The organism is Leeuwenhoekiella sp. ZYFB001 (genome assembly GCF_011784865.1).
GTDB classification, from domain to species: Bacteria; Bacteroidota; Bacteroidia; order Flavobacteriales; family Flavobacteriaceae; genus Leeuwenhoekiella; species Leeuwenhoekiella palythoae.
Genome location: NZ_CP050460.1, coordinates 1884573 through 1911495, shown reverse-complemented (window position 1 = coordinate 1911495; position 26923 = coordinate 1884573). Strand labels below are relative to the sequence as shown.

Genomic DNA, 26923 nt, shown 5'->3' with positions numbered 1-26923 from the left:
AATGAAAACTAAATCTTTATTGCTAGCAGCATTATCTTTTACTGCTGTAACCTTTGCGCAGAAAAAGGAAATCAGATCTGCAGAGAAGACTGTAGATGATGAGAACTATGCTCAAGCGCAAACTGAAATCGCCGCCGTTGAAAGTTTGATGGGGGAGATGGATGAAAAAGAAAAAGAATATTACTATTTTGTAAAAGGTCGTGCATTTTTAGGTGGTGAAAAAAATACCAATGCAGACGAACTTTTAAAAGCTATGGAAGCTTTTGCTAAGGTTTCAGAATTCAACGACGGTGATAAGTACGGTGATGAAGCAACCCAGTACAAGCAAACAGCTATGAACGCTATTATCTCTTCAGCGGTAGATGATCAGAATGCTCAGAAATATGATGCAGCTGCAAGTAAGCTTTATAAATTATATACCTTAACTCCTAAAGATACATCTTACCTATATTTTGCAGCATCTAACGCTGTAAATGGTCAGGATTATGATACCGCATTGGATTATTACGGGCAGTTGAAAGAATTAGGATACACTGGTATCGAAACGAAGTACACTGCTAAAAATAAAGAAAGCGGTCAAGTTGAAAGTTTTCCTGATAAACAACAGCGTGACCTTTTTGTGAAGTCTGGTTCTCACGAAGATCCTAAGACTGAGGTAACCGAGTCTCGCTCTGGTGAAATTGCAAAAAACATCGCTTTAATTTACATCCAAGAAGGGAAGAATGAAGAAGCTCTTTCTGCAATTAAAGATGCTTTAGCTGAAAATCCAGATGACGATGCGTTAATTCGTTCTGCGGCTGATGTGTATTTAAAAATGGGAATGACAGATGAGTATGAGGCAGCATTACAAAAAGTAATTGCTAAAGATCCTAACAATCCTGGATTGTACTTTAACCTTGGTGTAGGCGCTGCAGATGCAGGAAATACTGAGAAAGCTTTAGGTTATTACAAAAAGGCACTAGAGATCGACCCTAATTATGCTGGTGCAAACCTTAACATCGCAGCGTTGATGCTTAGCCAAGATAAAGATATCATTGAGCAAATGAATTCTTTAGGAAACACTAAAGCTGATAACGATAAGTATGAAGTGCTTAAAGAAGAGCGTTTAAAGCTTTATAGAGATGCTGTTCCTTACTTAGAGAAAGCTACCTCAGGTGAAAATCCTAACATCGAAGCTGTGCGCACATTGTATAATATTCACGTTCAGTTAGGAAACACTGCTGAAGCAGATGAGTACAAAGCAAAACTTGATGCAATGCAAGGATAAGCCTTAATAAGGTCATATAAATTAAAAAGTCCGATTCAATTTTGAATCGGACTTTTTTTATGCAATTGATTGATCTTTAGAGCTCAACTCAAGAAAATACAAACTATTCGGTTCTGTCGTATTTTTCCATATAGCGTTTCCAGAGTTCTGTTTGATGAGATTCTAAACTGATGCTTCTTCCGTTAATAAAGGCGTGTGTAAGGTTGTTCCCTTTCATTTCTAAAGCATTTCCGGTGCTTACAAATAAGGTAGCATCTTTACCACTTTCTAAAGTTCCTAGCTGGTCACCAAGACCTAATATCTCAGCACTGTTTTTTGTGATTAACTGAAGCGCGTCTTCAAAGCTTAATCCGTGTGCAGTGGTTTGTCCCGCATAAAATGGGATGTTACGGGCTTGCCAGTATTCACCACTATTACCTAAAGCTACTTTAACGCCGGCATCGACAAGGGTTTTAGCCATTTTAAAAGAGATATTATAATCATCATCTTCGGCTTCCGGTAAGCTGTGTACACGAGCTAGAATTACAGGCACTTCGGCTTTAGCGATAGCATCGGCTATTTTATAAGCGCGATATGCACCTACTAGAACCAATTTTTCAATACCCATATCTTCTTTGAACTTCAACACGTCAAGAATTTCTTTTTCTGAATCTACGTGTACATACAGATTTTGACCTCCGTCTAAAACACCTTGCATCGCTGCAAAAGGTAGATTTTTAATCGAAGAATCTCCAGCTTCATAAGCTTTGGACTGACCGATAAAATCTTTGATCTGTGTAATTTCTGAAGCATAGTTTTTATCTGGACTGTAACCGGCATCTTCACCCATCCACCAGCGGCCGCGTCTAAAACTGCTAGGCCAATTAAGGTGAATACCGTCACCGCGTTTAATGGCGGCATCTTCCCAATTCCAAGCGTCTAATTGCACCACCGAAGATTCTCCGGAGATGGTTCCGCCTTGCGGAACGGTTTGAGCAATTAAGACACCATTTGGACGCATACTTTCTACAACCTTAGATTCAGCATTATATGCGATGATAGCTTCAATATGCGGATTGTATTCGCCTATCTCATCCTGATCTTCGGTTGCACGTACCGCTGATATTTCAACAAGTCCTAATGTAGTGTCAGGTGCGATAAAACCGGGATACACGTGCTGCCCATCAATTTTTATGATTTCACCTTTTAAAGGTCTTTTAGTAGTTGTCGCATCGTAAACGCCTACGATCTTTCCATCGGTTATAAAAATCAAGCTGTTTTCAATAACCTCTCCGTTTCCTATGTGAGCTACACCACCTGTAAGGGTGATGTCACCTTTTTGAACGGGAGCAGGGGTCTGCTGTGCTTGCAGCGTAAAGACTGCAAAAAATAGTAATAAATATAATTTTTTAATGGTCTTCATATCTAGTAAAGAGTTTCTAAAGTGTCACAATCTAAACGCTGTTTTTCTTCTTTCTTAGCAGGTTGCGTTTTGAGCCCTTTGTTTTTTGCGCTAAGCATCATCGTGGTCAGCTTGTTCTTTTTAGCTTCTACTTTTTCTTTAAGTTCTTTGTCTTTTTCGATGTCAAAATATACTGCGCCTTCAACCAAGGTTTTTTCAGCTACAGCACTTACAGACATCGGGTAGGTAGACCAAAGTACTAAATCAGCATCTTTACCAACTTTAATGCTTCCGGTGCGATCGTCAATATGAAGCATTTTAGCCGGATTAAGCGTTACAAATTTCCACGCTTCTTCTTCCGGAACACCGCCGTACTTCATAGTCTTTGCAGCTTCCTGATTTAATCTGCGGCTCATTTCGGCATCGTCACTGTTGATTCCTGTAAGAACTCCTTGGCTCCACATAATTGCAGCATTGTATGGGATAGCATCATTTACCTCATACTTATACGCCCACCAATCACTAAAGGTAGAGCCGGCAACACCGTGTTCTGCCATTTTATCGGCGACCTTGTAGCCTTCAAGAATGTGAGTAAACGTGTTTACATTAAAATCAAAGCTGTCAGCAACTTTCATCAACATATTGATCTCACTTTGTACATAAGAATGCGAAGTGATGTGACGCTCTTCGTTTAAAACATCCATTAAAGTTTCCATTTCATAATCTGTGCGGTAAGGTTCGCCACTGTTTTTCTTAGCTTCGTATTCCTTAGCACGTTGAAAATAATCAGTAAACATTTGCTGTACTCCCATTCGCGTTTGTGGGAATCTGCTATAGCTGCCCCAGTTAGATTGTTTTACGTTTTCACCTAAAGCAAACTTGATGAACTTGGTATTCTCAAGAACCATCTCATCAATACTAGAGCCCCATTTTAGTTTCATAACGGCAGACTGGCCTCCAATTGGGTTCGCAGAACCGTGTAATAACTGAATTGTGGTCACGCCACCGGCAAGATCTCTGTAGATGTCCAGATCATCAGGATTAACTGCATCTCGCATACGCACTTCTGCAGAAGAGTTTTGACCAGATTCATTGATTGAGAAGGCTGCGATATGCGAGTGTTCATCTACAATTCCGCTGGTGAGGTGTTTGCCTGTAGCATCAATAACTTTGGCGCCACCGGCACTTAAGTCTTTTCCTATTTTATCGATTTTTCCGTTTTTGACAAGAACGTCAGTTTCTTCTAAAATTCCGTCTTCCTCATTTGTCCATACCGTGGCATTTTTAAATAAGATGGTTTCAGCTTGAGGTTGCTTATCATAACCGTAAGCCACATTAGGGTAAGTAAGCGGCATAACTTCTGGAGTTATTTCCTCTTTATCCTCTTCTTTTTCTTCTTCCTCTTCGGTTGAAGCTTTTTTAGAAATGCTAAAGGTGCTTTCAGATCCATCAGGTAAAATCGCTTTCCCATTCCATGGAGTGGTGTTACTAGCCTGAGCAATTATGCGGGTATATTCTTTTTTATCTGCATCACCAGTGAATGTGATGTTTAACCAACCGTCAGTGTATGCAATTTTTGATCCCAGCTTAGTCTCGCCATCTTTTACAGTAACCGAAGGCTTTTCGGTAGATTTTGAGATCGTCAGATCATAAGATTTTCCGCCGGTAGTTAACGTGTAACTTCCGTCAATATCGATCACTGAAGCATCTTTGACGATGTTTTGAGCGCCTTGCACCCAGTTTTCATACAAGATAGTTTCTTCGTCGAAGATAGGACCTGAAGTAATTAAGAAGTTTGCCCAAGCATTCTGGTTTAGCGTTCCTAGTTCTTCTGATTTTCCTAAAAGTTGTGCAGGAATCGTAGTAAGTGCGGCTAGTGCTGTTTCTTCATCCAAACCGTATTTAAATGCTTTTCTTAACATAGGGAAAAGCATATCTGGAGATTTTAGATCGTTTGTAGTAATAGCAAAAGTTAATCCTGCTTCCTGAAGTTTTGCAGGATTTGTAGGTTCCTGATTCCACTCAAGCATTTGGCTCAAGCTTACAAAACTGGCTTGATAAGGATCTTCAACATCATATGCATCTTGAAAATTTACAGGAATTATATATTGTGCGCCGGTAGCTTTGATCTCATCAATACGTTTGTATTCGTCACCGCCACCAACAATGATGAATGGTACGCCGGTTTCTTGAGATAAACTAGAGATGCGCAGGTCATCATAAAGGCCATCACCATAAAAGATTTGAGGCAAATCCATATTAGCGTTTAAAGCCTCAAGTGACAGGTCGCGCGTTTCAATATTACCAGCCTCATACCAGTCAGCATCTTCAAACATCTGACGGATCAGCGCTGTAGAACCCATAATAGAAGACGGGTAAGACTGTTGTGAAAGATTACTTTTTTCAAATGAAAAGAACTGAGCAGAGCGCGTATCCAGTAAACGTTCTGCAGTATTACCGTCAGAATTCAAAGCTACTAGAATACCGTTTCCGCGTGCAAGGCCGTCTGCCATATGCGTACTTACCGTACCAAAACCGGCTTCGACCAAAGCTTTAGCAGCTTTATTGTCGTACTCAAATTCGTTGAGCGCATTGGTTTCGGCTCTCACGTGGTCATTCCAATAATAACCGGCGCGTGTCGCTTCGTACTGCGGACTGCGCCCACCAAAGGAACGTTCTGGAATTTTTACACCAAAACTTGAATAGGTTTCTACAAATGAAGGGTAAATGTGCTTTCCTTCTAAATCAATTACCACGGCATTTTTTGGTGCGTTTACTGATTTTCCTGCTGAAACAATTTTACCATCTTTGATCAGCAGACTTCCGCTTGAAATCGTTTTACCTGGAGAGGGATGTAAAGTGGCATTTTTAAAGAGTGTGTAGTTTGTGTTGATGGATTTTACACCATCGTTTACCGGAAAATATTCCTGCCCTGAAACCATACAGAACACAAATAATAACCATCCGGTGAAGAATAGTTTTTTGTTCATAATTTAACTTAATTTAAGAGTCTTCCCTAAATTATGAGTTATTCTATGGCTTTAAGACTTTTTAAGAGTAATTAGGAAATTTTTAACGCTTATGGCAGCTGTGGCCTTGACTTGAAATAATTCACTAAAAGGGCGACCACGTAGCTATAGCTCTGCATACCTGCAGGTTGATTGTTAGCTTTGAGAAATCCGCCGTAAAATTTCGCTAAAAGCGGTTCTAACGGATTTTGGTAAGCGCTCCAAAAGTCGCGAGATTGCCTGTAATTCGCAAGGATACCTGGTCTGATTTTGTTGGTAAGCAATTCGCCTGCGGCAGGATTACGGGCATAAACGTCGTTGAGACAATAACGTAACGCAAAAATATATCCCGAATATTTAAAATAAGGGTCAGGATTGTTAGTGGTTGCCATAACGGCAATGAAATTAGCTTCATTTTCCTTTGCAAAGCCCAATTGATGCGCTTCTTCGTGACAACTTACTAAAGGCCAGCGATGCGCGGGAAGCAGCCCATTCACCTGACTTTCTAAAGTGATGGGATTGAGGTATCCGCCAAAACCCATATAACTTAAGGGGTATCGATACAGCGAATTCTTAATGCTTTTGGGATGGTATTCCAGTTCTGGGAAATTGTCTTCTACAATAGCATAACCGTCAGGAGTTTTATCAAAAATTTCTTCTAGATTTTGCTGAAACTCCACAGGAAGACTGTCGGTAGGCTGAAGGGTTTCGTGTAAAGCATTCGCTTCCTTTATGAGTCTTTGGGTAAGGCTAATGAGCTCTTCTGTGGTGTACTCATTTTCAATATTCAATGCTATATGTAGCGGAAGTCGGTAATAATTAAATCCCCATAAAAAATGGAAAGCGAAGTAAATTACATTTGCAAAAAGCAATGTTTTAGTACAGAATATGCCAAGTGTTTTAAACCGGTTTTTAATAAGTTTTACCAGAGCGATGATCGCGTAAATAATGATCGCAGTATACATTACATCGCCAAAAGAAAACGGAATCCATCCAAAGAGATATCTAAAAAGCACCGAAATATATTCAAAAAGACCTGTGCTGTAATAGCGTTCTACAGCCTCAGGATATGCAGCAATCCATTTAATTCCAAAAAATTGAAGGAGTAATACGGCAGCATATAAAAGGAGCTTTTTAACGTTCATAGGTTAATAGGCTTGAGATTCTGCCACTACTTCTTCATTTGTAATGCTCAAATGCTTGGGTAGCTTATTGTCTTTAGGCAATACCGCCAGATACCTGTCAAAGTTAGAAGTGTAAACCAATTTGAACTGCGGTTTTACTTTGATGTCCAGTTTGGCAATGATCTCATTAATAAATTCTTGATGGTGAATGAGATCATTACTTCCTAAATGAAAAATACCAAACCGACTTCTATTTATGATGAAATGAATTTGTTGTGCCAGCTTACGATCTGTGGTCGTATTCATAATTAGATGCGGAAAAACTTCAATTTGCTCTTGAAGCAAAATAGCATTTTTAATAGCCCGCACGCGTGGCGAATTCATCCCAAAAACCATCGGTAATCTAATAATGGCGTATTGTTCTTCCGGCAGGTAATTCAGAAAAAAATTCTCGCAGCGTATTTTAAGTTTTCCATATTTACTTTCTGATAAGGTTTTATCATACTCATAACTTGGGTAGTTCACAAAAGCATCAAAAACATTGGCCGAAGAAAGATAGATTACATAAATACCAGTGCGTTGCGCATAATCGCAAAGATCTTCGTGCGCTTCTACTTGTCCTTCAAAATCACCCCGCAACGCCGAGATTACAAAAGTAGGCCGTACTTGATTCAAGACTTCGTAAATGCTGTCTTGAGCAACATCAAAATGAATAAAATGTTGATTGTCTGAGTAGATTCGGCCGGTGTGATAGGTGCCATAGGTGTCGTAATACCTGTGTAATTCTTTATACAAGGCACCGCCCAAGAAGCCACTGGCTCCCAAAATCAATATTTTGTGTGTATTTTGAATGAGCGTTCACGTTTTAATTAAGGTCGCTGTGTGTATCGCAGCGACCTAATTAGTGTTTTATGCTTTATAAAAAGGTAGTTTTACAACCTTTGCCGGAATGCTTTTATTGCGCACCTTGATAAAAATTTCGGTATCAGGTTTAGCATTTGAAGTTTTGACGTAACCTAAACCAATACCTTTCGATAGGGAAGGAGACATCGTTCCTGAAGTTACTACGCCAATAACATTATCATCTGCATCTACGATCTCATAATCTTTACGAGGAATACCGCGCGTTGTAAGTTCAAAGCCAACGAGCTTGCGCTCAGGACCGTTTTCTTTTTGGGCTTTTAAGGCTTCAGCATTGACAAAATCTTTGGTGAATTTTGTGATCCACCCTAAACCTGCTTCAATTGGCGAAGTGGTATCGTCAATGTCGTTTCCATAAAGGCAATAGCCCATTTCCAGACGCAAAGTATCACGAGCCGCAAGACCAATAGGCTTGATACCAAAATCTTTTCCGGCTTCAAAAACCTTAGCCCAAAGCTGTTCTGCGTGATCGTTGTGGCAATAAATCTCAAATCCACCGCTGCCGGTATATCCTGTTGCGCTGATGATCACGTGATCGATACCTGCAAACGGAGCTACTTCAAAATTGTAGAATTTGATCGCAGAAAGATCGGTCTCGGTAAGCGATTGCATGGCTTCAATTGCTTTTGGCCCTTGAATTGCTAGAAGCGAATAGTCATCAGAAATATTCTTCAGTTCAACGCCAAATTCGTTATGACTGCTGATCCATTCCCAATCCTTTTCAATATTTGAAGCGTTTACCACGAGCAAATACTCGTTTTCGCGAATGCGATAAACAATAAGATCATCTACAATCCCGCCTTCGTTATTTGGTAAGCAATTGTACTGCGCACCACCAACTTTAATTTTTGAAATATCGTTGCTACATACTTTTTGAAGCAGTTCAAGAGCTCGCTCGCCAATGGCAAGAAATTCACCCATATGCGAAACGTCAAAAACGCCTACGCCGTTGCGTACGGTCTCGTGTTCGGCATTTACGCCTTCGTAAGAAACCGGCATATTATAACCCGCAAACGGAACCATTTTAGCTCCTAAACTTTCATGTATTTTGGTAAGTGCAGTAGATTTCATCTGTAAATTTTAAGAGCACAAATGTATCAAAACTACACTGAAAAGCGCAGCACCTAGCTTAACAAAAACGACTTAAATTCGTCGTAATTTTTAATAGCGATCGCGTGTTTTTCTTTGTCCATAACCGCTTTGATCTGCTCAGGAATTTCAATTTCTGCATCAATCACAGGATTCACAACAGGTAAAAACTTAACCGGATGCGCGGTTTCTAAGAAAATACCATAAGCATCAGGGTGGTTATTTAGGTAATGTTTCAAACCTAAATAACCAACTGCGCCATGAGGATCTGCTATATAACCGGTCTCTGCATAAATCTTTTGCATCGCTGCCTTAGTTTCCTCGTCAGAGTATGAAAAAGAGGATAATTTCTGCGAAAGGGCTTCCAGATCGTTGTTGAATAACTTCTGAATTCTAATAAAGTTTGAAGGATCGCCTACATCCATCGCGTTACTGATCGTTGCAACCGAAGGTTTTGGTTTGTATTCTCCTGTTTTTAAATATTCAGGAACGATGTCATTACTGTTTACTGAAGCCACAAAATGTTTTACGGGCATTCCTAATTTATGAGCAACCATCCCCGCGCAAATATTCCCAAAGTTTCCGCTAGGTACAGAGAAAACCAATTCTTTACCTTTTGATTTTGCTTGTTTGTAAGCGAAAAGAAAATAGAATAATTGTGGCAACCAGCGCGCAATATTTATAGAGTTGGCTGAAGTTAACCTACGTTGAGAAGTGATTTCTTCATCTAAAAATGCTGTTTTTACCATGGCTTGGCAATCATCAAAAACTCCATCAACTTCCAGTGCTGTAATATTTGCGCCCAATGTAGTTAACTGTTTTTCTTGAATATCGCTCACTTTGCCGGTTGGATACAGAATCACAACATCAACACCTTCCACATTTAGAAAACCACGAGCAACAGCACCGCCGGTATCGCCACTGGTAGCTACCAAAACCGTCACCGGTTCTTGGGTTTCTTTTTGAGCCGAAAAATAGCCAAGACAGCGTGCCATAAATCGAGCGCCTACATCCTTAAATGCCATTGTAGGGCCGTGAAAAAGTTCTAGCGTACCAATATTTTCTTCAACTTCTACGACGGGAAAATCGAAAGAAAGCACATCTGCAATGATATCTTTTAAGGCTTCGTCAGGAATAACCCCATCAACAAATTGGCGGATTGCAGTAAATGCGATTTCGTTATTTGATAGGTTTTCTATGTTATCAAAAAAAGACTGCGGAAGCGGTGTGATCGACTCGGGGAAATACAATCCTTTGTCTGGTGCAATTCCACGTACAACAGCTTCCTCTAAACCTACTTCTGGTGCTTTACCATTTAAACTATAAAAGTTCATTTTTCTATAAATATTGAATGTGTATTCGTGCTAGTTAGGCAATTCCTACAGCTAGGAAATATTCCAAATCACACGAAATAAACTGTTTAATTCTTTTCTAAAATTCTGTTTCCGTGCTTTGATGCGGGAGACACATAGCTATCACTACGCATATTTTTCTCTTTCAATGCTTTTTTTAGTGCAAATTCTACTGCACCAGCATTTTGCAACCCTTTACTTAGTGTAAACATTGAAGGTCCGGAGCCACTAATTCCAAAAGCAATTCCGCCATTTTTTAGTGCGGTCTCTCGGTAAAAATCAAAATCAGGAATCAGGTTTTTACGGTATGGTTCTACCAAAACATCGGTGGCGCTAGAAGCGATCAAGTCGTAATCTTTAGTATAAAGACCGGCGATTAATCCGGCCAGATTTCCGGTTTGTTTAATCGCATTTTTTAGCGAAACTTCTTTAGGTAAAATCTCCCGAGCTTCTTTAGTTTTAATCGTTATATGCGGATGAATAATCGTCACATACAATTCTTCAGGAACCGGTAGAGAAACAATTTTTAAAGGTTCGTAACCGGTTATTAAAGTGAAACCACCGTAAAGACACGGCGCAACATTATCAGCATGTTCATTGCCGCTGGCTACCGCTTCCCCTTTCATCCCAAATTCAGTAAGTTCTAAATTAGATAAGGGTTCATCAAGAAACTGATTGATTCCAAAAACAATGCCTGAAGCACTTGCTGCGCTGCTTCCCACACCGCTGCCAAGTCTTATTTTTTTATGAATTTCTACCTCAAAACCATAATCAAGCGCTAAAGCTTCAACCATAGCTAAGCCGGCAACGCCTACTACATTTTCTTTAGTTTCAAAGGGTAATTCGGCTCCGGTGATCTCTGTGATCTTGATTCCTTTTTCAGGAACTTTACGAATTACCATTTCGTCACCCAGACCATCCAGAGCAAAACCTAAAACATCAAAACCGCAGTTTACGTTTGCGACAGTCGCCGGCGAAAAAACACGTATTTCTTTCATTATTTCGGCTTAAAAAGTGGCTGTTCTTATGATGTCTGCAAACAATCCTGAAGCGGTTACGTCACCACCGGCGCCAGCACCTTTGATCTGCATAGGTTGGGTAGGGTAGCGGTCTGTAAAGAACAATACAATGTTATCTGAACCTTCAAGATTGTAAAATGGGTGACCTTCAGGAATTTCTTGAAGGCCTACGCTTGCCTTGCCGTTATCAAGTTGTGCAACATATTTTAAGCGGCAGTTTTTAGCTTCGGCTTGAGCGACTAGCTTTTCGAAATGTGCTGCGTCTTCTTTTAAAGTTTCAAAGAAGTGCGGAACGTCAGAACTGTTCAAGTTGTTTTCCGTTAAAAATGGTTCGTTCTCGATGTCTTCTAGGTTGATTTTTAGTCCGCTTTCACGTGCTAGAATTAAAATCTTACGCGCAACATCTACACCGCTCAAATCAATACGCGGATCGGGTTCAGTAAATCCTTCAGCTTTTGCAGCTTGCACCACATCGTGGAAACTATCGCCGGATTTAAAATTGTTAAACACAAAATTTAAACTTCCAGATAATACCGCTTGAATGCGATTTACACGATCTCCAGATGCAATCAGGTTGTTCAGGGTGTCGATAATAGGCAATCCTGCACCTACATTAGTTTCAAATAATAAAGGCGCATTATAGGCTTTACTTAAGCGTTTCAACTCGCTATAATTTTTGTAATCAGAAGCAGCAGCGATCTTGTTACAGGCTACTACAGCAACACTTTGTTTTAAGTATTTACCGTACATATCGGCGACATCAGCATTAGCTGTGATATCTACAAAGATGCTGTTTCGCTGATTGAGCTCTACCACGTGATCTAGAAAACCATCCAAAGTCGCAGGTTCTCCAGAATCTAAAAGTGTGCTCCAATTTTGCAAGTCGATCCCGTTTTCATCAACAAGCATTTTGCGAGAATTACTCAATCCCAGCACACGCATATTGATGTTGAGCTGTTTCTTAAGATACTCTTGCTGTTGCTGAATTTGGTTCAGCAGTTTTTCGCCAACATTTCCAACTCCTGTAATGAATAAGTTCAATTGCTTGCGTTGCGCTTCAAAGAAACGCTCGTGAAGGCTGTTCAAAGCCTTTTTAACGTCTTTTTGAGCGATCACTGCAGAAATATTCTTCTCACTCGCTCCTTGCGCAATAGCGCGAATGTTTACGTTGTTTTTACCAAGCGTACTGAACATTTTACCGCTGATGCCTTGATGACTTTTCATTTGATCACCAACAAGCGCAATAATACTCAAACCGATCTCGATCGTTAACGGATCGATTTTGTTCAATGAGATTTCATATTCAAATTCTTCGTCAATAGCATTTTTAGCTTTGCCGGCATCATCTTCCATAACTCCTAGACAAATGCTGTGTTCGCTAGACGCTTGGGTGATCAAGATGATGTTGATTCCCTGGTTACTTAAGGTTTCAAACAAACGCTTACTGATACCAGGAATTCCGACCATTCCGCCACCTTCGAGGGTGAGTAAAGCCACATTACTGATATTGCTTAAGCCCTTGATAGGATTGGTGCTTTGTCCGTTTTGGTTGTGAATAAGCGTTCCGGGTTCTTCGGGTTGCAAAGTATTTTTAATGCGTATGGGGATGTTTTTACTCATCACCGGTACGATCGTAGGCGGATACAACACTTTGGCGCCAAAGTGAGAAAGCTCCATTGCTTCGTGATACGAAATACTTTCAATAGGTTTTGCCTGCTTGACCATTTTAGGGTTAGCGGTGTACATTCCGCTTACGTCGGTATAGATCTCCACTTGATCCACATCAAGCGCTGCTGCAACGATCGCAGCGGTAAAATCAGAACCACCACGACCTAAAGTTGTAGTATCACCGTTTGCTGTACTGGCAATAAAACCGGGTAGCACGGTGATCTTTTGTTTAGCCTTGGTGAAATAATATTCAATTTGACTGTTGGTCACTTTATAATTTACTCCGGCTTTGGTGTGTTTATCGTTGGTTGTGATCAAGTCTCGGCTGTCTTTTCGCACAGCATCTAAACCTTGCGCATACATCGCACGCGCAATGATAGAAGAAGATAAAATTTCGCCGTAGGCTAATAATTTATCAACGGTCTTTGGAGAAAGTTCATTGATCAAGTAAATGCCTTGTAAAAGAGACTCTAGGCTTTTGAGTAAATTTTTGATCTCGTCTAAGGCCTCATCGCTATCAGGAATAAGCGTTCGTGTAAATTCAATATGCTTGGCTTCGATGTCTTTAAAGGCAGTGTTGTAATCGTCCTTATTGCTGGCATCGGTTCCGGCTTGCATAAGTAAGTCGGTAATTCCGCCTAGTGCAGAAACTACAACGGCTATATGTTGATCTTGAGCACCGTTTTTTACGATGTTGATGACTTGATTTATGTTTGCGACGCTTCCTACTGAAGTACCGCCAAATTTTAAAACACGCATGGCTTTAGTGTTTGAAATGAGTTTTTATAAAAATAAGTTGCTTGTCGTGTAAACACGAGATGTACCGAAGTTATATGTTAAAAGAATACCCCAAAGGGGTAATAATAATGAAAGCAATCGCAAGACCTGTGGTCGCGATGGTAGAAGTGGTAATAGTGTTAATTGCTTTCATTTTCTGCTTAACTGTTGCTTTCAAAAGTATTATTTTTACTCATAATCACAAGCCAGATTATTGATTTTTGAGGATAATTCAAGGAAAACTTTTTTTATCAAGAAATCACTAATTAAATAGAAATCAAAGGCTTTTCCTTACGAATATTCTAAACTCGAAATTATTCCCGATGAAAATATTAAGCAAAGAGCAAGTTTATCAAGCAGATAAAGCAACTGAGAATGCCGAAAACATTCCTTCTTATAATCTGATGGAGCGTGCCGGCGGTTATGCATTTGAGTTTATGCATCAACGACTGCAAGGCCAACCGGTACCGGTCAAAATCTTTTGCGGAATAGGAAATAATGGAGGTGACGGTCTGGTGATCGCAAGATATTTTGTTGAGCATCAGTATCCGGTAGATGTGTATGTGGTGAATTACAGCGACAACCGAAGTAAAGATTTTCTATTGGCATTGGAAGAGCTTAAAAAAGTAACCCGAAAATGGCCTCAAGTATTAAAATCAGAAGACGACCTGCCTCAGATAAACAGAGAAGACCTTGTGGTGGATTGCATTTTTGGTATAGGTATTAATCGGCCCGCACCTAAATGGGTACAGCAGCTGTTTGTGAATATTAACCAAAGTGGAGCTTATACGGTAGCCATTGATGTACCATCGGGGATGGGTGTTGATGTTTATATCAAGGATTCTGAGGTGATCAAGCCTACCATCGTCTTGTCTTTTCAGACGCCTAAGCTTGCGTTTTTTCTTCCGCAAAGCGGAAAATACATCAACAATTGGACGGTTCTTGATATCGGTTTAGATCGAAATTTTATGAATTCGGTGCAGACACAAGCTCAATTGATAGATAAAGCCGAAGCGCAACAAATGTATAAACCGCGTACTAAATTTAGTCATAAGGGCACTTACGGTCACGCATTGCTGATCGCCGGGAGTTATGGTAAAACGGGTGCTGCGGTGTTGAGTTGTAAAGGCGCTTTGAGTGCAGGAGCAGGTCTCGTAACTGCTTACACAACACAGCAGGGCTTGCCTATTTTACAATCGAGTTTGCCGGAGGCAATGGTTTTAGCTGACAGATATAACGGGAAATACCTAGAAGAAATTCAATTTGATCTTGCTCCTACGGTTATAGGAGTCGGGCCCGGATTAGGAACTGAAAAGATAACTCAGCAAGCTTTAAAAACATTTTTAAAGGCAAATAAAACCCCACTTGTTGTTGATGCTGACGCCTTAAATATATTATCAGAAAATCAAGAATTCTTAGAGTTTTTACCGAAGTATAGCGTGCTTACACCGCATCCCAAGGAGCTAGAGCGTTTAATAGGTGCGTGGGAAGATGATTTTGAAAAGTTGAAAAAAGCCGAAGCATTCAGCATAAAATACCATTGTGTTTTAGTACTTAAAGATGCGCATACCATAACCGTTTTTGATGGAAAGTACTACGTAAATAACACCGGAAATCCTGGACTCGCAACCGGTGGAAGTGGTGATGTTTTAACGGGGAGTATTACAGGATTGATGGCTCAGGGATATGATGCTTTAACTGCGGCAATTTTTGGAGTGTATTTACACGGGAAGGCTGCAGATATTGCGATTAACCATACTGCTTATGAGGGCTTGACCGCAAGTATGATCACAGAATTTTTAGGTCAGGCGTATCTTGATCTTTTTGCTCAGCCTGAGCAAAAGCAGTAGTTGTGCAGTGAAAAGTGAAATTCTTGGAAGACTCTTTTCTAGACTTAATTTTTAAATAAAAAGCCTAATCCCATTCTGGAAAGCATCTTTTTTTCAAACGCATAGAAAAAAGAAAACATACCAAAAATCCAGGCAACGATAAGCAGTAAAACCTGATACAGCGGAAAAATAATAATGATACGTAGCGGCCAGTAAATCCATCCGGAGATCGAATCGCTTCCTAGTCCTAAGGCTTGCATAACTGGACTAGAGATGCGGCCGGCGGTAGATCCTGTAATGGCAAAAACAATGAATGCAGCAATAAACTGCCAACGGTAGTCTAAAATCCAGCGGTTTTTGAGTTTTTTGAAGCAATACAAGCTTAGTTTTATTATAAGATACGTAAGCACCAAAGTGAGTATCACCAAATACACCGTCTGTAAGGCTCCGGGTTCAAGAAAGAAATCCAATCTTCGGGCGATCAGAATTCCGCAGGCTAATGAAAGAATAATGCCTAAAATAGGATAAATAAGTTGCCAGTTCTGGGTGATTTCCCAGTGTTCCTTGAATTTTTTCACGCGTCAAATATACTATTTAGAACTAAGATAAATAGTAAAAACTTAAATACGTGTTGGTACGCTAAAACGCTGGTTATACTTACGGCAGAAGTACACGAAGTAATAATATAGTTTATAATTTACCTCATAGCCGTAATCTACAGAGCTGTTATAATCTATTTGTTGTGGGTATAAATTGTTATTGTATCTAAAAGGTTGCAATACCCGTTGGTTGTACTCAGGAACAATAAACCGATTTTTATTTTCAAGATAATTTTGAGAATAATAGCCTTCTGGTCGCGCGATAGAATTTAAAAAAGCATTGTAACCGGGTTCAATAATAATGATCTCATATTCGAGGCTGTCGTTTGCAATGCGTACCGTATCGTTTGAAGTGCTCAGTGGATCGTTTGTTTCAAGTTTTTTTTCTCCCTGTGAAGATGCGCAGCCATAAATGACAAGAAGGGCTATAAAAACGTAAATTAAATTTTTCATACCAGCTTTTCTTTTAAAGCTACAAAACTCCTGCCAGATATTGACGTTTAATTTTAATGTGAACTGAAAGATACTTCTCTCAACGCGTGTTTTATAGATCTGATCCAACTCCTATTTATCGGCATAAAAAAAGCCGCTTATTCAAAGCGGCTCCTTAATTGACTTAAGCTGAAACTATTTACCGAAAAGTCCGCCGAGCATTCCGCCAAGGCCGCCTTTTTTCTTATTTGAACCTAAAACCATATCTGCAACATCGTCTAGAACGCTGCCGTCACCATCTGAGTCTATAAGAGATTCAATCAGGCTTTGGTTTTCTTTAGGTTGTCCGCCTAACATACTGCCTAAAATACCTGTAAGACCATCCTGATCTTGAATATTGTTTTCTTTAGTTTGTTTCCCAATAATGCCGAGTAGGATAGGAGCAGCGATCTTCAGAATCTGTGCTACCGTGCCGGCATCAAGACCTGTTTTTGTACTCAAAGCATTTTCGATCATGGGTTGTTTTCCGCCCAAAACGTGGCCCAAAATACCTGCACCATCCTGAATTACATTCTGATCTACGCTTCCGCCGCCAAGAATACTTCCTAAATTATCAAGGATACTCCCGTCGTGTTTTCCGCTTAAAGCACCCATAAGTCCAGATGCGCCTTCTTGCGAAGAAGCATTCTTTTTCATCGCGCCTAAAAGTAAGGGCATCGCCATACTCAGCACATCTGCGGTTTTGCTTTCTGATGCTCCGGTCTGAGCACTGGCACCGCTTATCAATTGTTTTCCTAAGTCGCTATTTAATAAATCTAGTAAGCCTGACATTGTAAATGAGTTTTTGTTAATACTTTAAATTTAGTTACATGTTTTGAATTCTTTAACTTTTTTCCATAAAAAAAGCCGAATAACTATTCGGCTTTGATAGGCTATGTGTCTGAACGACTATGCTTTTAAGATCGAAGAAATCTGTTCAGCAAGTTCAACACCTATACGATCCTGAGCTTCATTAGTCGCTGCCCCAATGTGCGGAGACAAAGAAATTTTAGGATGCATCAAAATTTTGATTTCCGGCTTTGGCTCGCTCTCAAAAACGTCAAGAGCAGCAAATGCAAGTTTACCAGAATCTAGCGCTTCAATAAGGGCCAATTCATCAATTACTCCGCCACGCGCAGCATTAACCAATGCAGCACCGTCTTTCATTTTTTCAATTTCGGCTTTGCCAATTACATATTCCTTTTGAGCAGGAACGTGTAGGGTGATAAAGTCAGCTTCTGCAAGAACATCTTCTTTGGCTTCGCTTTCAAATTTAAAAGCAACCTCCTGACCATCGAAAAAGTCTAATTTCACTTCGGCTTTTTCCATATATGGGTCAGAATAGATCACTTTCATTCCGGCACCAAGCGCAACTTTAGCAGTAGCTTGCCCGATTCGGCCAAAACCGATAACACCTAAGGTTTTTCCGCGCAGCTCAACACCTTTTGCATATGCTTTTTTAAGTGCACCAAATTTTTCCTCGCCCTCTAACGGCATATTGCGGTTAGCATCAAAAAGGAAACGCACACCACCATATAAATGCGCAAAAACCAATTCTGCAACCGAAGCAGAAGAAGCAGCCGGTGTGTTGATCACGCTAAGACCTTTGTCTTTTGCGTATTGAACATCAATATTATCCATACCTACACCGCCACGACCAATTAATTTAAGGTCTGGGCACGCATCGATTAAATCTTGACGAACTTTAGTTGCGCTGCGTACAAGTAGCGCATCAACTTTATTTTCATTTATGTAATTGATAAGTTGCTCTTGCGCAACTTTTGTGGTAATTACTTCAAAACCGGCGGCTTTAAGAGCATCTACTCCGCTTTGAGAAATACCATCATTTGCTAAAACTTTCATGTTTTAAAAATTTATATTATTTGGATTGGTTTGGTTAAGCTTTGCGCTCTAATTCGCTCATTACATCAACCAGAACACCAACGCTGTTTAGCGGTAACGCATTGTACATAGAAGCACGATAACCACCTACGCTTCGGTGACCGTTAAGACCATTAATACCTGCTTCTTTAAGCATCGTATCAAAGGTTTCTTTAAGATTGTCTTCTGTTAGATTAAACGTAGCGTTCATCAGAGAGCGGTCTTCTTTTGCTGCATACCCTTTAAATAATGGGTTAAGGTCTATTTCAGAATATAAAAGCGTAGCCTTTTTCTCGTTTTCTTCAGCTGCAGCACTGATACCGCCTTTAGCCTTCATAGCACGAAGTGTAAGCATCGAAACATAAACCGCAAAAACCGGAGGCGTGTTAAACATACTTCCTTTAGATACATGCGTAGCATAGCTAAGCATACTAGGAATCTGGCGTGTTACTTTACCTAAAATATCTTCCTTCACGACAACGAGTGTAGTACCTGCAGGACCCATATTTTTCTGAGCTCCAGCATATATAAGATCAAACTTTGAAAAATCGATCTCACGAGAGAAAATATCACTACTCATATCAGCCACTAGCGGTACATCTGTAGTAGGAATATCTTTGATCTGGGTTCCGAATATGGTATTGTTGGTTGTAAGATGTAGATAATCTAGATCTTTAGGAACATCAAAACCTTTAGGGATGTAATTGTAATTCTTGTCTTTTGAACTTGCAACCTCAACGACTTCGCCAAAGATCTTAGCTTCTTTGATCGCTTTATCACTCCACGTTCCTGTATTGATGTAACCTGCTTTGTTCTCGAGTAAGTTGTATGCGGTCATTACAAACTGCATACTTGCACCACCTTGTAGAAAAAGAGCTTTATATCCTTTTCCTTCAAGTCCCAAAAGTTCAAGAGCAAGCTCACGTGCTTCTTCCATCACATCAACAAAATCCTTACTTCTATGGGAGATTTCTAAAATAGAAAGATCGAGGTTATTAAAATTTAAAACGGCTTCAGAGGCTTGTTTAAAAACTTCCTGTGGAAGAATACAAGGCCCGGCACTGAAATTATGTTTTTTCATTAGATTGAATATTTGGTCTCTTTTTTGAATTTTATTCAGTTGGAAAATTACGGCTTTTCAAACAGAATGCATAAGATTCCACCTTTTATATGTGCAAGTCTTTGCGTGCTTAAAAAGACATGCAAAGATGCTTAAAACACTTGCAAAGCGGTTTGATAAATCAATAAATAATCGATGAATTTCTCTTATAATTTTAATAAAAATGCAACGGTATCAACACCGTCTGCATAATCATAAAGTTTTGGATTTTGTGCCTGTCCAAAAGCGACCTTCTCATCAATAAAATCATCAGCAACAATACACTGAATTTGATCAGCTTTGGATTGCAACTCGGCCTTTAAAGTTTCAACGTTAGTATAGCGCTCGTAAAATACCACAGAGATCGGGGATGAGAAATTTGTGTCTTCTTTTAATACCAGAAAGCCATTGTCTAAAACAGGAAATAAGCTCATTAAATACACCGCTTTGTTATAGTCGTAGTTGTTGGCATATTTATGATGATTGATCACATCTTGCTGTTTAAACATCGCATTAAAAAACGTGTCAAAATCATAGTTTTGAGGTACGTAGAGCTTAGCCACACTACGACATCCCATTCCAAAATAGCCAAAGATGTCGTCCCCTAAAGCTTCTAGTTGTTGCTTAGTTTCATTACCGGCTAATACAGCGACAGCATTTCGATTTTTGCGTATAATGCTGGGTTTGTTTTTAAAATAGTATTCAAAATATCGCGCGGTATTGTTGCTTCCGGTAGCGATCACCGCGTCAAATTGTGGGAGTTTCTCTTTGGTAAATGTAATTTTTGAATCAAAATCAGGCTCGATACTGATAAGTACTTTCGCCAGAAATGGCATCAGAAGTTGATCGTCGCTAGATAGTTTTGCGACTAGATGGTGCCCGGTGATCAGCACGCTCAAAAAATCGTGAAATCCAACCAGCGGTAAGTTACCTGCCATAATCACCGCAACCCTTTTTTCTGAAGAAGAATTAATAGCATAGGCATCGAGCCATGTTGTCAAATTATCTTTCTGTAGCGCTGCAGACCAGCTTGATAACGCTTGGGTTATATGCTCTGGAGTAAACCAAGCGTTATGTCTGTTTGCGGTTTGTATTACCCGCTGTAATTCTTCTTTTAAGTGTTCAAAATCATTTAACGTAGCCTCGCATTTAGTAGCATCTAACAAAAAATTCTTTAAAAATAGACTGAGGTTTGAGAATGCGGTAATTCTTTGGTTTAAATCCATAAATGGTTTGGTGAAGTAAGGACCACGCCTTAATTTTGCAACTTAAATTTGTAACGAAAACCTTAAGTTGATTGTAAGGTTTCTCATTAATTTCTACTAATTTAGTAGGGTTTAAAAAATAGAGCCTACCTTTGGCAAAATTAAGGATTAGAAAACGATTATACTATGGCAATTATAATAACTGATGAATGCATTAACTGTGGGGCTTGTGAACCGGAATGCCCAAACACAGCGATTTATGAAGGAGCAGATGACTGGCGCTATTCTGACGGAACTGATCTTGAAGGTAAAATTGTATTGCCTAACGGAAGAGAGGTTGATGCAGATGAGACTCAAGAGCCTATAAGTGATGAGGTATATTACATCGCGCCTGATAAGTGTACAGAATGTATGGGCTTTCACGAAGAGCCTCAATGTGCTGCGGTTTGCCCGGTAGATTGCTGTGTGCCTGATGAAGATCACGTAGAAACCGAAGAAGAACTTTTAGGTAAGCAAGCCTTTATGCATCACAATTAGCACAAACTTTTTATAGCATTAAAAGAGTCTGGTGTCACTACCAGACTTTTTTTTGCGCTTAAATAAAACTTATTGGTGTGCTATGTCGCTGAGGTATAGTTTTTTACTGGTATATGTATTCATGATAATTCAAAGCGCTGATCTCTTGCAAAACAATCAAATTTGATTATAAACTAAAGGTGTAAAGTTTTAGATAAGCTTCCTATATTTGCGCCTCAAAATTCTGAACCATGAAAGCAGGTATTGTAGGATTGCCTAACGTAGGTAAATCAACTCTTTTTAATTGTTTATCTAATGCTAAAGCGCAAAGTGCAAACTTTCCGTTTTGTACCATTGAGCCTAACGTTGGGGTGGTGAATGTGCCAGACCCGCGTTTATCTAAGTTAGAGGAATTGGTAAAACCCGAGCGCGTGGTGCCTGCGACTGTTGATATCGTAGATATTGCAGGTCTTGTAAAAGGAGCAAGCAAGGGTGAAGGTTTAGGAAATCAGTTTTTAGGAAATATTAGAGAAACCGATGCAATTCTACACGTTTTGCGTTGTTTTGATAATGATAACATCGTACACGTTGACGGGAGTGTAAACCCAATTCGCGATAAAGAAACTATAGATATAGAGCTTCAGCTTAAAGATCTGGAAACCGTTGAAAAGAAACTTGAGAAAGTTAAAAAAGCAGCGCGTACCGGAAATAAAGAAGCTCAAAAAGAAGAGTCAGTGCTTGCACAGATTAAAGAAGCGCTAGAGCAAGGAAAGTCAGTGCGAGCAGTAGATTTTTCTGAAGAAGATTACGCAGAGTTTGTAAAACCACTTCAGTTTATTACAGACAAACCTGTGATGTATGTGTGTAATGTAGATGAAAATTCAGCAGTAAGCGGTAATAAATATGTAGATCAGGTTCGTGAAGCTGTTAAAGAGGAAAATGCAGAAGTGCTTGTGCTTGCCGTAGGTACCGAAGCAGATATCAACGAACTAGACGACTATGAAGAGCGTCAGATGTTTTTACAAGATATCGGTCTTGAGGAGCCGGGTTCTTCAAAACTAATTCGTACTGCCTATAAACTGCTTAATCAGCAAACCTATTTTACCGCCGGGAAAAAAGAAGTGCGTGCGTGGACTACTAAAATTGGTTCAACAGCACCTCAAGCAGCCGGTGTAATTCATACCGATTTCGAAAAAGGCTTTATTAGAGCTGAAGTAATCGCTTATGAAGACTATGTTTCCTACGGAAGTGAAACTAAAGTGAAAGAAGCCGGTAAAATGGGTGTAGAAGGTAAAAACTACATTGTTAAAGATGGGGACATTATGCACTTCCTATTTAATGTATAATTCAGTTTGCAGACTGCAGTTGGAATAAGCAGGCTACAAAACCTATAAATTAAAAAATCCCTTTGGTAACAATATCAAAGGGATTTTTTATTAGATATTTATTTTCGTCCTTGCTGGCGGTATCTTGATCTATTCGCTATTATTAAACCAACTCTCTTTCTAACAACTGAATATTACTTTGAATACGCTCTTTTACCAAATTCATCATTCGTTTATTTAACGCCGAAGAATTCTGAATATACTTCTGATATTCTTCTACAGTAAATTGACCGATAACCATACCTTTTAGGCTGTTTCTGAACTTGATATCCTTTTGAATGGCATTCTCTATGTATTGCATTCTACGGTCTATATTCAGCGTGTAAAAAACATTTTTGTGCTTTTTAATATAGTTGCGAAAAGCTTCAAGCAGAAGCTCATTTTGAAGTTTGACCACAGGGCGCAAAGTTCCGTTTTGAAATTGCTCATCTGCACTCATCGTGTCATCAACTCGGGCGGATAAAATTTCTGGTCTAAGTGCTAGTAATTGGGAATCTCTAGAATTCATAGCGTGAAGTTTTCTAAAATTACACATATTAAAGAAGCTTGTGTAATGCGCTTTAAAGAGTTGTAAACGACTTATAAACAATTAGGGTTAAAGTGCTCTTAATCGGCCATATTATTTGTTCAGCATTCTTTAATTTTAGGAAAATACTGACAAAAAATCATGATAACGTCCATAAATCCTTATAACCAAGAGGTTATATCTGAAGTAAAAGAATTAACTAAAGCCGAACTTGTTGAACATATAGAAATCGCACACGAGCGTTTTCTTTCCTGGCGAAAAACAACCTTTGAAGAGCGCGCTACTTTAATGCAGGCGGCTGCTGCTGATCTAAAAGAACACAAAGAAGCTTACGCTAAAACCATTTCTTTAGAAATGGGAAAACCTATTAAACAAGCCATTGCTGAGGTTGAAAAATGCGCGTGGGTTTGTGAGTATTATGCAGAAAATGCACCTAAGCATCTCGCGCCTAAAAGCATTGAGACCGATGCGGTGGAGAGCTATGTAAGCTATGAGCCCTTAGGCGTGGTGCTTGCGGTAATGCCTTGGAATTACCCCTTTTGGCAAGTCTTTAGGTTTGCCGCTCCGGCTTTAATGGCAGGAAATATAGGTATTTTAAAGCACGCGAGTAACGTGATGGGGAGCGCTCAGAACATTCAGAAGGTTTTTGAGCGTGCCGGTTTTCCTAAAGGGTGCTTTACTAATCTTCCTATTGCTAGCGCTAAAGTAGAAAGCATCATAAAGAACCCAAAGGTCAAAGCAGTGACTTTAACTGGAAGTAAACCTGCAGGAAGCGCTGTGGCATCAGTTGCAGGAAGCGAAATTAAAAAATCGGTTTTAGAATTGGGAGGAAGTAACGCTCTGGTGGTTTTTGAAGATTGTAATATGGAAGAAGCGGTAAAAATTGCAGTTCAGGCGCGTTTTCAAAATACGGGGCAAAGCTGTATTGCAGGGAAGCGTTTGCTTTTACATAAAAACATCGCCGAAGAATTCACCCAAAAATTTGTAGAAGAAGTGCGAAAGCTTAAAAGCGGTGATCCTGCAGATGAAGAAACTTTTATAGGAGTAATGGCGCGGGAAGATCTTGCCGAAGAATTGCACGAGCAGTTAACTAAAAGTGTAAAACAAGGCGCGGTTATATTAGTAGGAGGAAAGCGTGATGGTGCGTATTTTGAGCCTACAGTAGTCACTGATGTTACTCCTTCAATGCCTATTTTTAAGGAGGAAACTTTTGGTCCTGTCATCGGGATTACCACATTTAAAAATGAAGACGAAGCGGTTTATTTGGTAAATTCTTCAAATTTTGGATTAGGGGTTTCTATTTTTACTGAAGACTTTGAAAAAGCTAAAAAACTGATTCCACTTTTTGATGACGGAGCTGTTTTTGTAAACGAATTAGTTAAAAGTGATCCCAGATTACCTTTTGGCGGAACCAAAATCTCGGGTTACGGTCGCGAACTCTCTGAAGATGGTATCAAGGAGTTTGTAAATAAAAAGACGGTGTATTTTAATAGCTATTCATAAGCTACGAGCAAACTTTCTGCTTAATTGACTAATTTTCTAAAAAATCCAACTTTTAAACCAACCTTATAATGCCTAAAGTAACGATTAGACGCGTCACCAAAAGTGATACAGATTTCATATTAAACCTTCTACCAAGTCTAATGGATCCAGAATTGCCACATTGGCGCGATCCAGAAGTAATGCTTGATATTGATCAACGTATCTTAAAAGCTGAAATAGAAGAGGGCAACAAGGATAATGCTATTTTTATTGCTGAAGATGCTCAGGATCATCAGAGGTTGGGTTTTATTTTTTTGGAAATAGGCACCGACTATTATCACAGAGAACCTCACGGCCATATTGCTGATATTATTGTAGCACCTGAAGCTCGCGGCAGAGGCATTGGTAAAATGCTGATGCAAAAAGCAGAAGAATGGACTAAAGATTGTGGCTACAGTCTATTAACGTTGAATGTCTTTGACGATAATAAAAAGGCCAGAAAGCTTTATCAATCTTTAGGTTTTACTCCGGATCTAACCAAATACGGCAAAATATTGTAACTAAAAAAGCGACCCAATCAGGTCGCTTTTTTATTGTTGTATTTCAAGCTATGATGCTTTTTTTAAATTTAGCTCTTTACTAAGAGCTCTTCAGTTTTTTCATAAAATCTACGATGTGCGGTCTCAAATCTTCAAACAAAGGGTGCTTCTTGTTGCGCAGCATAACTTCAGTGAATAATTTAAGACCAAGTGCAAATTCTGTTGATTCTTCAGCGGTAGCAAAAAGCTGCTTTGTTTTTACACGCTCAATAATTTCAAAGAGTTCGTCGTGGTTTGAGAATTCCAATTCAAGAGCGGTATCAACGCGCTTTTCTTCTTTTAATACACTAAGTTGTTCTAAACTTAGTTTGTAAAGATTTCCTTTTTTAGTTGGGGTTGTCATTAGTTTTTGGTTTTACCATTTTTGATGAACAAGCGGCTTTATCTTTTCAGTATAAACCGCATTCATTTTTTCAATTTCTTCTGAAGTTAGATCAGGTCGCTCATAAAGCGAAAGATTTGACATCAAATGCTCAACCTTAGAAGCTCCGGGAATAATAGTGCTTACTTGTGGATGCTGTAAAATCCATTGAAGCGCTACAGGAGCAAGATTTTCAACCTTAGGGAAAATGCTTTTCAATTCATCCACGGCTTGCAGCCCGGTTTCAAAATCAATTCCGCTGAAAGTTTCTCCTTTATCAAAGGCTTCTCCGTTTCGGTTAAAGTTTCGGTGATCTTCTTTGTCAAATGAGGAGTTTTGATCAAACTTACCTGTGAGTAGTCCGCTGGCTAAAGGAACCCTTACGATAATACCAATATCATTTTTTTCCGCTTCGCGAAAGAATAATCCCGCAGGGCGCTGTCTAAATACATTAAAGATGATCTGTACGGTAGTGACATTATCATATTGCATCGCTTTCAAACCTTCTTCTACTTTTTCTACGCTTACACCAAGATTAGCGATTTTTCCTTCTTGCTTAAGGTCTTCAAAAAGTCTGAAAATTTCCGGACGGTAAAATGTATCTGTCGGTGGACAATGCAACTGAATCAAATCTAGACATTCTAAACCGGTGTTTTTCAGACTATCTTCAACGTACTTGCGTAAAACTTTTACGGTATATCCTGCATCAACGTGAGGTGTGATTTGTCTACCGCATTTGGTGGCGACATAAACCTCTTCAAACCTGCTACGTACCACGCGGCCCACTGCGGCTTCGCTCATTCCGTTTTCATAAACATCAGCAGTGTCAATAAAATTGATGCCTTGATCTATTGCCGTATTAATTATATGCTCAGCTTTGTTATCGTCAAAACCAGAGCCCCATTTACCGCCCACTTGCCAAGTGCCTAGCGAGATTTCAGAAATTTTAAGGTTGGTTTTGCCTAATTTGCGAAACTTCATTAAAAAGTGCTTTTAAAATTTTCACTAAAAATACAAAAGCAATAAAGTTTCGATAATGGAAACATCTTAAACCCTTGCCAAAATATGGTATTTTTAAAAATGCCCTCAAACCCGATATTTTAGGACGCTTTCTAGGGCTGCCCCAATTAGAATAAATAGCTTTACCATATGAAAACAGCAACAATTCTCGTACGTTCTATTAGTGTCATTAACTGTAGTTGATGCGGAACGTGCTATTCTAAATAGAGACCTTCCGTTAATCTGGAAGGTTTTTTTTTGGAATCTAATTGAATTTTAAAACTTGAACATAGTAGTATTTTAAGTTTAAATAGCTGTTAATCAAATAATTGAAAACTATTTAAGATTTTTTGGTATATCCGAAG

General features: G+C 39.4%; 23 protein-coding genes. 6 read left to right on the top strand and 17 right to left on the bottom strand.

Annotated features, from left to right (window positions below):
* Position 1: 1 nt before the first annotated feature.
* Positions 2-1267, top strand: a complete 1266-nt coding sequence (locus tag HCN54_RS08375) for a tetratricopeptide repeat protein (protein WP_167597345.1) — start codon at positions 2-4, stop codon at positions 1265-1267.
* A gap of 103 nt (positions 1268-1370) precedes the next feature.
* Here HCN54_RS08375 and HCN54_RS08370 read toward each other — a convergent pair whose 3' ends face one another.
* The 8 genes from HCN54_RS08370 to thrA all read right to left on the bottom strand — a co-directional run bounded on the left by HCN54_RS08370 (position 1371) and on the right by thrA (position 13588).
* Positions 1371-2669: an amidohydrolase family protein gene (locus HCN54_RS08370; protein WP_167597344.1), complete on the bottom strand. Its 1299-nt coding sequence runs from the start codon at positions 2667-2669 to the stop codon at positions 1371-1373.
* A gap of 2 nt (positions 2670-2671) precedes the next feature.
* Positions 2672-5638: an amidohydrolase family protein gene (locus tag HCN54_RS08365; protein WP_240924965.1), complete on the bottom strand. Its 2967-nt coding sequence runs from the start codon at positions 5636-5638 to the stop codon at positions 2672-2674.
* Between the two features lie 89 nt (positions 5639-5727).
* Positions 5728-6801 carry a DUF3810 domain-containing protein gene (locus tag HCN54_RS08360; protein WP_167597343.1) on the bottom strand — a complete coding sequence of 358 codons (1074 nt, stop codon included), beginning with the start codon at positions 6799-6801 and terminating at the stop codon, positions 5728-5730.
* A 3-nt stretch (positions 6802-6804) separates the two neighbouring features.
* The gene (locus HCN54_RS08355; protein ID WP_167597342.1) at positions 6805-7611 is read right to left on the bottom strand and encodes a sugar nucleotide-binding protein; all 807 of its coding nucleotides are present in this window, start codon (positions 7609-7611) and stop codon (positions 6805-6807) included.
* A gap of 78 nt (positions 7612-7689) precedes the next feature.
* Positions 7690-8772, bottom strand: coding sequence for a glycine cleavage system aminomethyltransferase GcvT (gene gcvT, locus HCN54_RS08350; RefSeq protein ID WP_072979464.1), 1083 nt, complete (start codon positions 8770-8772; stop codon positions 7690-7692).
* Positions 8773-8825: 53 nt separating this feature from the next.
* The gene (gene thrC, locus HCN54_RS08345; protein ID WP_167597341.1) at positions 8826-10124 is read right to left on the bottom strand and encodes a threonine synthase; all 1299 of its coding nucleotides are present in this window, start codon (positions 10122-10124) and stop codon (positions 8826-8828) included.
* An 86-nt stretch (positions 10125-10210) separates the two neighbouring features.
* Positions 10211-11140 (bottom strand): homoserine kinase, encoded by a 930-nt coding sequence (locus HCN54_RS08340; RefSeq protein ID WP_167597340.1) that lies wholly within the window; start codon positions 11138-11140, stop codon positions 10211-10213.
* 9 nt (positions 11141-11149) lie between these two features.
* Positions 11150-13588: a bifunctional aspartate kinase/homoserine dehydrogenase I gene (gene thrA / locus HCN54_RS08335; RefSeq protein ID WP_167597339.1), complete on the bottom strand. Its 2439-nt coding sequence runs from the start codon at positions 13586-13588 to the stop codon at positions 11150-11152.
* Between the two features lie 341 nt (positions 13589-13929).
* Between thrA and HCN54_RS08330 the strand changes: the two genes are divergently transcribed.
* The gene (locus tag HCN54_RS08330; protein WP_167597338.1) at positions 13930-15456 is read left to right on the top strand and encodes an NAD(P)H-hydrate dehydratase; all 1527 of its coding nucleotides are present in this window, start codon (positions 13930-13932) and stop codon (positions 15454-15456) included.
* Between the two features lie 44 nt (positions 15457-15500).
* Here the strand turns inward: HCN54_RS08330 and HCN54_RS08325 are convergent, their stop codons facing one another.
* From HCN54_RS08325 to HCN54_RS08300, 6 genes are all read right to left on the bottom strand, one after another.
* The gene (locus HCN54_RS08325; protein WP_167597337.1) at positions 15501-16013 is read right to left on the bottom strand and encodes a DUF6787 family protein; all 513 of its coding nucleotides are present in this window, start codon (positions 16011-16013) and stop codon (positions 15501-15503) included.
* A gap of 42 nt (positions 16014-16055) precedes the next feature.
* Positions 16056-16487, bottom strand: a complete 432-nt coding sequence (locus tag HCN54_RS08320; protein WP_167597336.1) for a DUF6146 family protein — start codon at positions 16485-16487, stop codon at positions 16056-16058.
* 174 nt (positions 16488-16661) lie between these two features.
* Positions 16662-17297 carry a DUF937 domain-containing protein gene (locus HCN54_RS08315; protein WP_167597335.1) on the bottom strand — a complete coding sequence of 212 codons (636 nt, stop codon included), beginning with the start codon at positions 17295-17297 and terminating at the stop codon, positions 16662-16664.
* A gap of 117 nt (positions 17298-17414) precedes the next feature.
* On the bottom strand, positions 17415-18368 hold the full coding sequence (locus HCN54_RS08310; RefSeq protein WP_167597334.1) for a D-2-hydroxyacid dehydrogenase: 954 nt from the start codon (positions 18366-18368) through the stop codon (positions 17415-17417).
* A gap of 34 nt (positions 18369-18402) precedes the next feature.
* Positions 18403-19467: a 3-phosphoserine/phosphohydroxythreonine transaminase gene (gene serC, locus HCN54_RS08305; protein WP_167597333.1), complete on the bottom strand. Its 1065-nt coding sequence runs from the start codon at positions 19465-19467 to the stop codon at positions 18403-18405.
* Positions 19468-19652: 185 nt separating this feature from the next.
* Positions 19653-20711 (bottom strand): acyl-CoA reductase, encoded by a 1059-nt coding sequence (locus HCN54_RS08300; RefSeq protein ID WP_167597332.1) that lies wholly within the window; start codon positions 20709-20711, stop codon positions 19653-19655.
* A 165-nt stretch (positions 20712-20876) separates the two neighbouring features.
* Here HCN54_RS08300 and HCN54_RS08295 point away from each other — a divergent pair, with 165 nt between their 5' ends.
* Complete coding sequence (locus HCN54_RS08295) at positions 20877-21227, top strand: 4Fe-4S dicluster domain-containing protein (RefSeq protein ID WP_072979442.1); 351 nt, start codon at positions 20877-20879, stop codon at positions 21225-21227.
* A 230-nt stretch (positions 21228-21457) separates the two neighbouring features.
* Positions 21458-22552, top strand: a complete 1095-nt coding sequence (gene ychF / locus HCN54_RS08290; protein ID WP_167597331.1) for a redox-regulated ATPase YchF — start codon at positions 21458-21460, stop codon at positions 22550-22552.
* Between the two features lie 142 nt (positions 22553-22694).
* Here ychF and HCN54_RS08285 read toward each other — a convergent pair whose 3' ends face one another.
* On the bottom strand, positions 22695-23099 hold the full coding sequence (locus HCN54_RS08285; RefSeq protein ID WP_072980427.1) for a glyoxalase: 405 nt from the start codon (positions 23097-23099) through the stop codon (positions 22695-22697).
* Between the two features lie 159 nt (positions 23100-23258).
* Here HCN54_RS08285 and HCN54_RS08280 point away from each other — a divergent pair, with 159 nt between their 5' ends.
* Both HCN54_RS08280 and HCN54_RS08275 read left to right on the top strand, forming a co-directional pair.
* A complete protein-coding gene (locus tag HCN54_RS08280) occupies positions 23259-24620 on the top strand; it encodes an NAD-dependent succinate-semialdehyde dehydrogenase (protein WP_167597330.1) in 1362 nt (453 codons plus the stop codon).
* Positions 24621-24688: 68 nt separating this feature from the next.
* Complete coding sequence (locus HCN54_RS08275) at positions 24689-25159, top strand: GNAT family N-acetyltransferase (RefSeq protein ID WP_072979436.1); 471 nt, start codon at positions 24689-24691, stop codon at positions 25157-25159.
* A gap of 79 nt (positions 25160-25238) precedes the next feature.
* On the opposite strand, the gene HCN54_RS08270 is transcribed toward HCN54_RS08275, so the two are convergent.
* Together HCN54_RS08270 and HCN54_RS08265 are read right to left on the bottom strand one after the other, a co-directional pair.
* Positions 25239-25541, bottom strand: coding sequence for a DUF3861 domain-containing protein (locus HCN54_RS08270; RefSeq protein WP_167597329.1), 303 nt, complete (start codon positions 25539-25541; stop codon positions 25239-25241).
* A 12-nt stretch (positions 25542-25553) separates the two neighbouring features.
* Positions 25554-26540: an aldo/keto reductase gene (locus HCN54_RS08265; RefSeq protein ID WP_167597328.1), complete on the bottom strand. Its 987-nt coding sequence runs from the start codon at positions 26538-26540 to the stop codon at positions 25554-25556.
* Between the last annotated feature and the right edge of the window lie 383 nt (positions 26541-26923).

What these genes read in the sequence shown, in the direction of transcription:
- HCN54_RS08375 (WP_167597345.1), top strand. Translation starts at nt 2, where the DNA reads ATGAAAACTAAATCTTTATTGCTAGCAGCATTATCTTTTACTGCTGTA.
- HCN54_RS08370 (WP_167597344.1), bottom strand. Translation starts at nt 2,669, where the DNA reads ATGAAGACCATTAAAAAATTATATTTATTACTATTTTTTGCAGTCTTT.
- HCN54_RS08365 (WP_240924965.1), bottom strand. Translation starts at nt 5,638, where the DNA reads ATGAACAAAAAACTATTCTTCACCGGATGGTTATTATTTGTGTTCTGT.
- HCN54_RS08360 (WP_167597343.1), bottom strand. Translation starts at nt 6,801, where the DNA reads ATGAACGTTAAAAAGCTCCTTTTATATGCTGCCGTATTACTCCTTCAA.
- gcvT (WP_072979464.1), bottom strand. Translation starts at nt 8,772, where the DNA reads ATGAAATCTACTGCACTTACCAAAATACATGAAAGTTTAGGAGCTAAA.
- thrC (WP_167597341.1), bottom strand. Translation starts at nt 10,124, where the DNA reads ATGAACTTTTATAGTTTAAATGGTAAAGCACCAGAAGTAGGTTTAGAG.
- HCN54_RS08340 (WP_167597340.1), bottom strand. Translation starts at nt 11,140, where the DNA reads ATGAAAGAAATACGTGTTTTTTCGCCGGCGACTGTCGCAAACGTAAAC.
- thrA (WP_167597339.1), bottom strand. Translation starts at nt 13,588, where the DNA reads ATGCGTGTTTTAAAATTTGGCGGTACTTCAGTAGGAAGCGTCGCAAAC.
- HCN54_RS08330 (WP_167597338.1), top strand. Translation starts at nt 13,930, where the DNA reads ATGAAAATATTAAGCAAAGAGCAAGTTTATCAAGCAGATAAAGCAACT.
- HCN54_RS08320 (WP_167597336.1), bottom strand. Translation starts at nt 16,487, where the DNA reads ATGAAAAATTTAATTTACGTTTTTATAGCCCTTCTTGTCATTTATGGC.
- HCN54_RS08315 (WP_167597335.1), bottom strand. Translation starts at nt 17,297, where the DNA reads ATGTCAGGCTTACTAGATTTATTAAATAGCGACTTAGGAAAACAATTG.
- HCN54_RS08310 (WP_167597334.1), bottom strand. Translation starts at nt 18,368, where the DNA reads ATGAAAGTTTTAGCAAATGATGGTATTTCTCAAAGCGGAGTAGATGCT.
- serC (WP_167597333.1), bottom strand. Translation starts at nt 19,467, where the DNA reads ATGAAAAAACATAATTTCAGTGCCGGGCCTTGTATTCTTCCACAGGAA.
- HCN54_RS08300 (WP_167597332.1), bottom strand. Translation starts at nt 20,711, where the DNA reads ATGGATTTAAACCAAAGAATTACCGCATTCTCAAACCTCAGTCTATTT.
- HCN54_RS08295 (WP_072979442.1), top strand. Translation starts at nt 20,877, where the DNA reads ATGGCAATTATAATAACTGATGAATGCATTAACTGTGGGGCTTGTGAA.
- ychF (WP_167597331.1), top strand. Translation starts at nt 21,458, where the DNA reads ATGAAAGCAGGTATTGTAGGATTGCCTAACGTAGGTAAATCAACTCTT.
- HCN54_RS08285 (WP_072980427.1), bottom strand. Translation starts at nt 23,099, where the DNA reads ATGAATTCTAGAGATTCCCAATTACTAGCACTTAGACCAGAAATTTTA.
- HCN54_RS08280 (WP_167597330.1), top strand. Translation starts at nt 23,259, where the DNA reads ATGATAACGTCCATAAATCCTTATAACCAAGAGGTTATATCTGAAGTA.
- HCN54_RS08275 (WP_072979436.1), top strand. Translation starts at nt 24,689, where the DNA reads ATGCCTAAAGTAACGATTAGACGCGTCACCAAAAGTGATACAGATTTC.
- HCN54_RS08270 (WP_167597329.1), bottom strand. Translation starts at nt 25,541, where the DNA reads ATGACAACCCCAACTAAAAAAGGAAATCTTTACAAACTAAGTTTAGAA.
- HCN54_RS08265 (WP_167597328.1), bottom strand. Translation starts at nt 26,540, where the DNA reads ATGAAGTTTCGCAAATTAGGCAAAACCAACCTTAAAATTTCTGAAATC.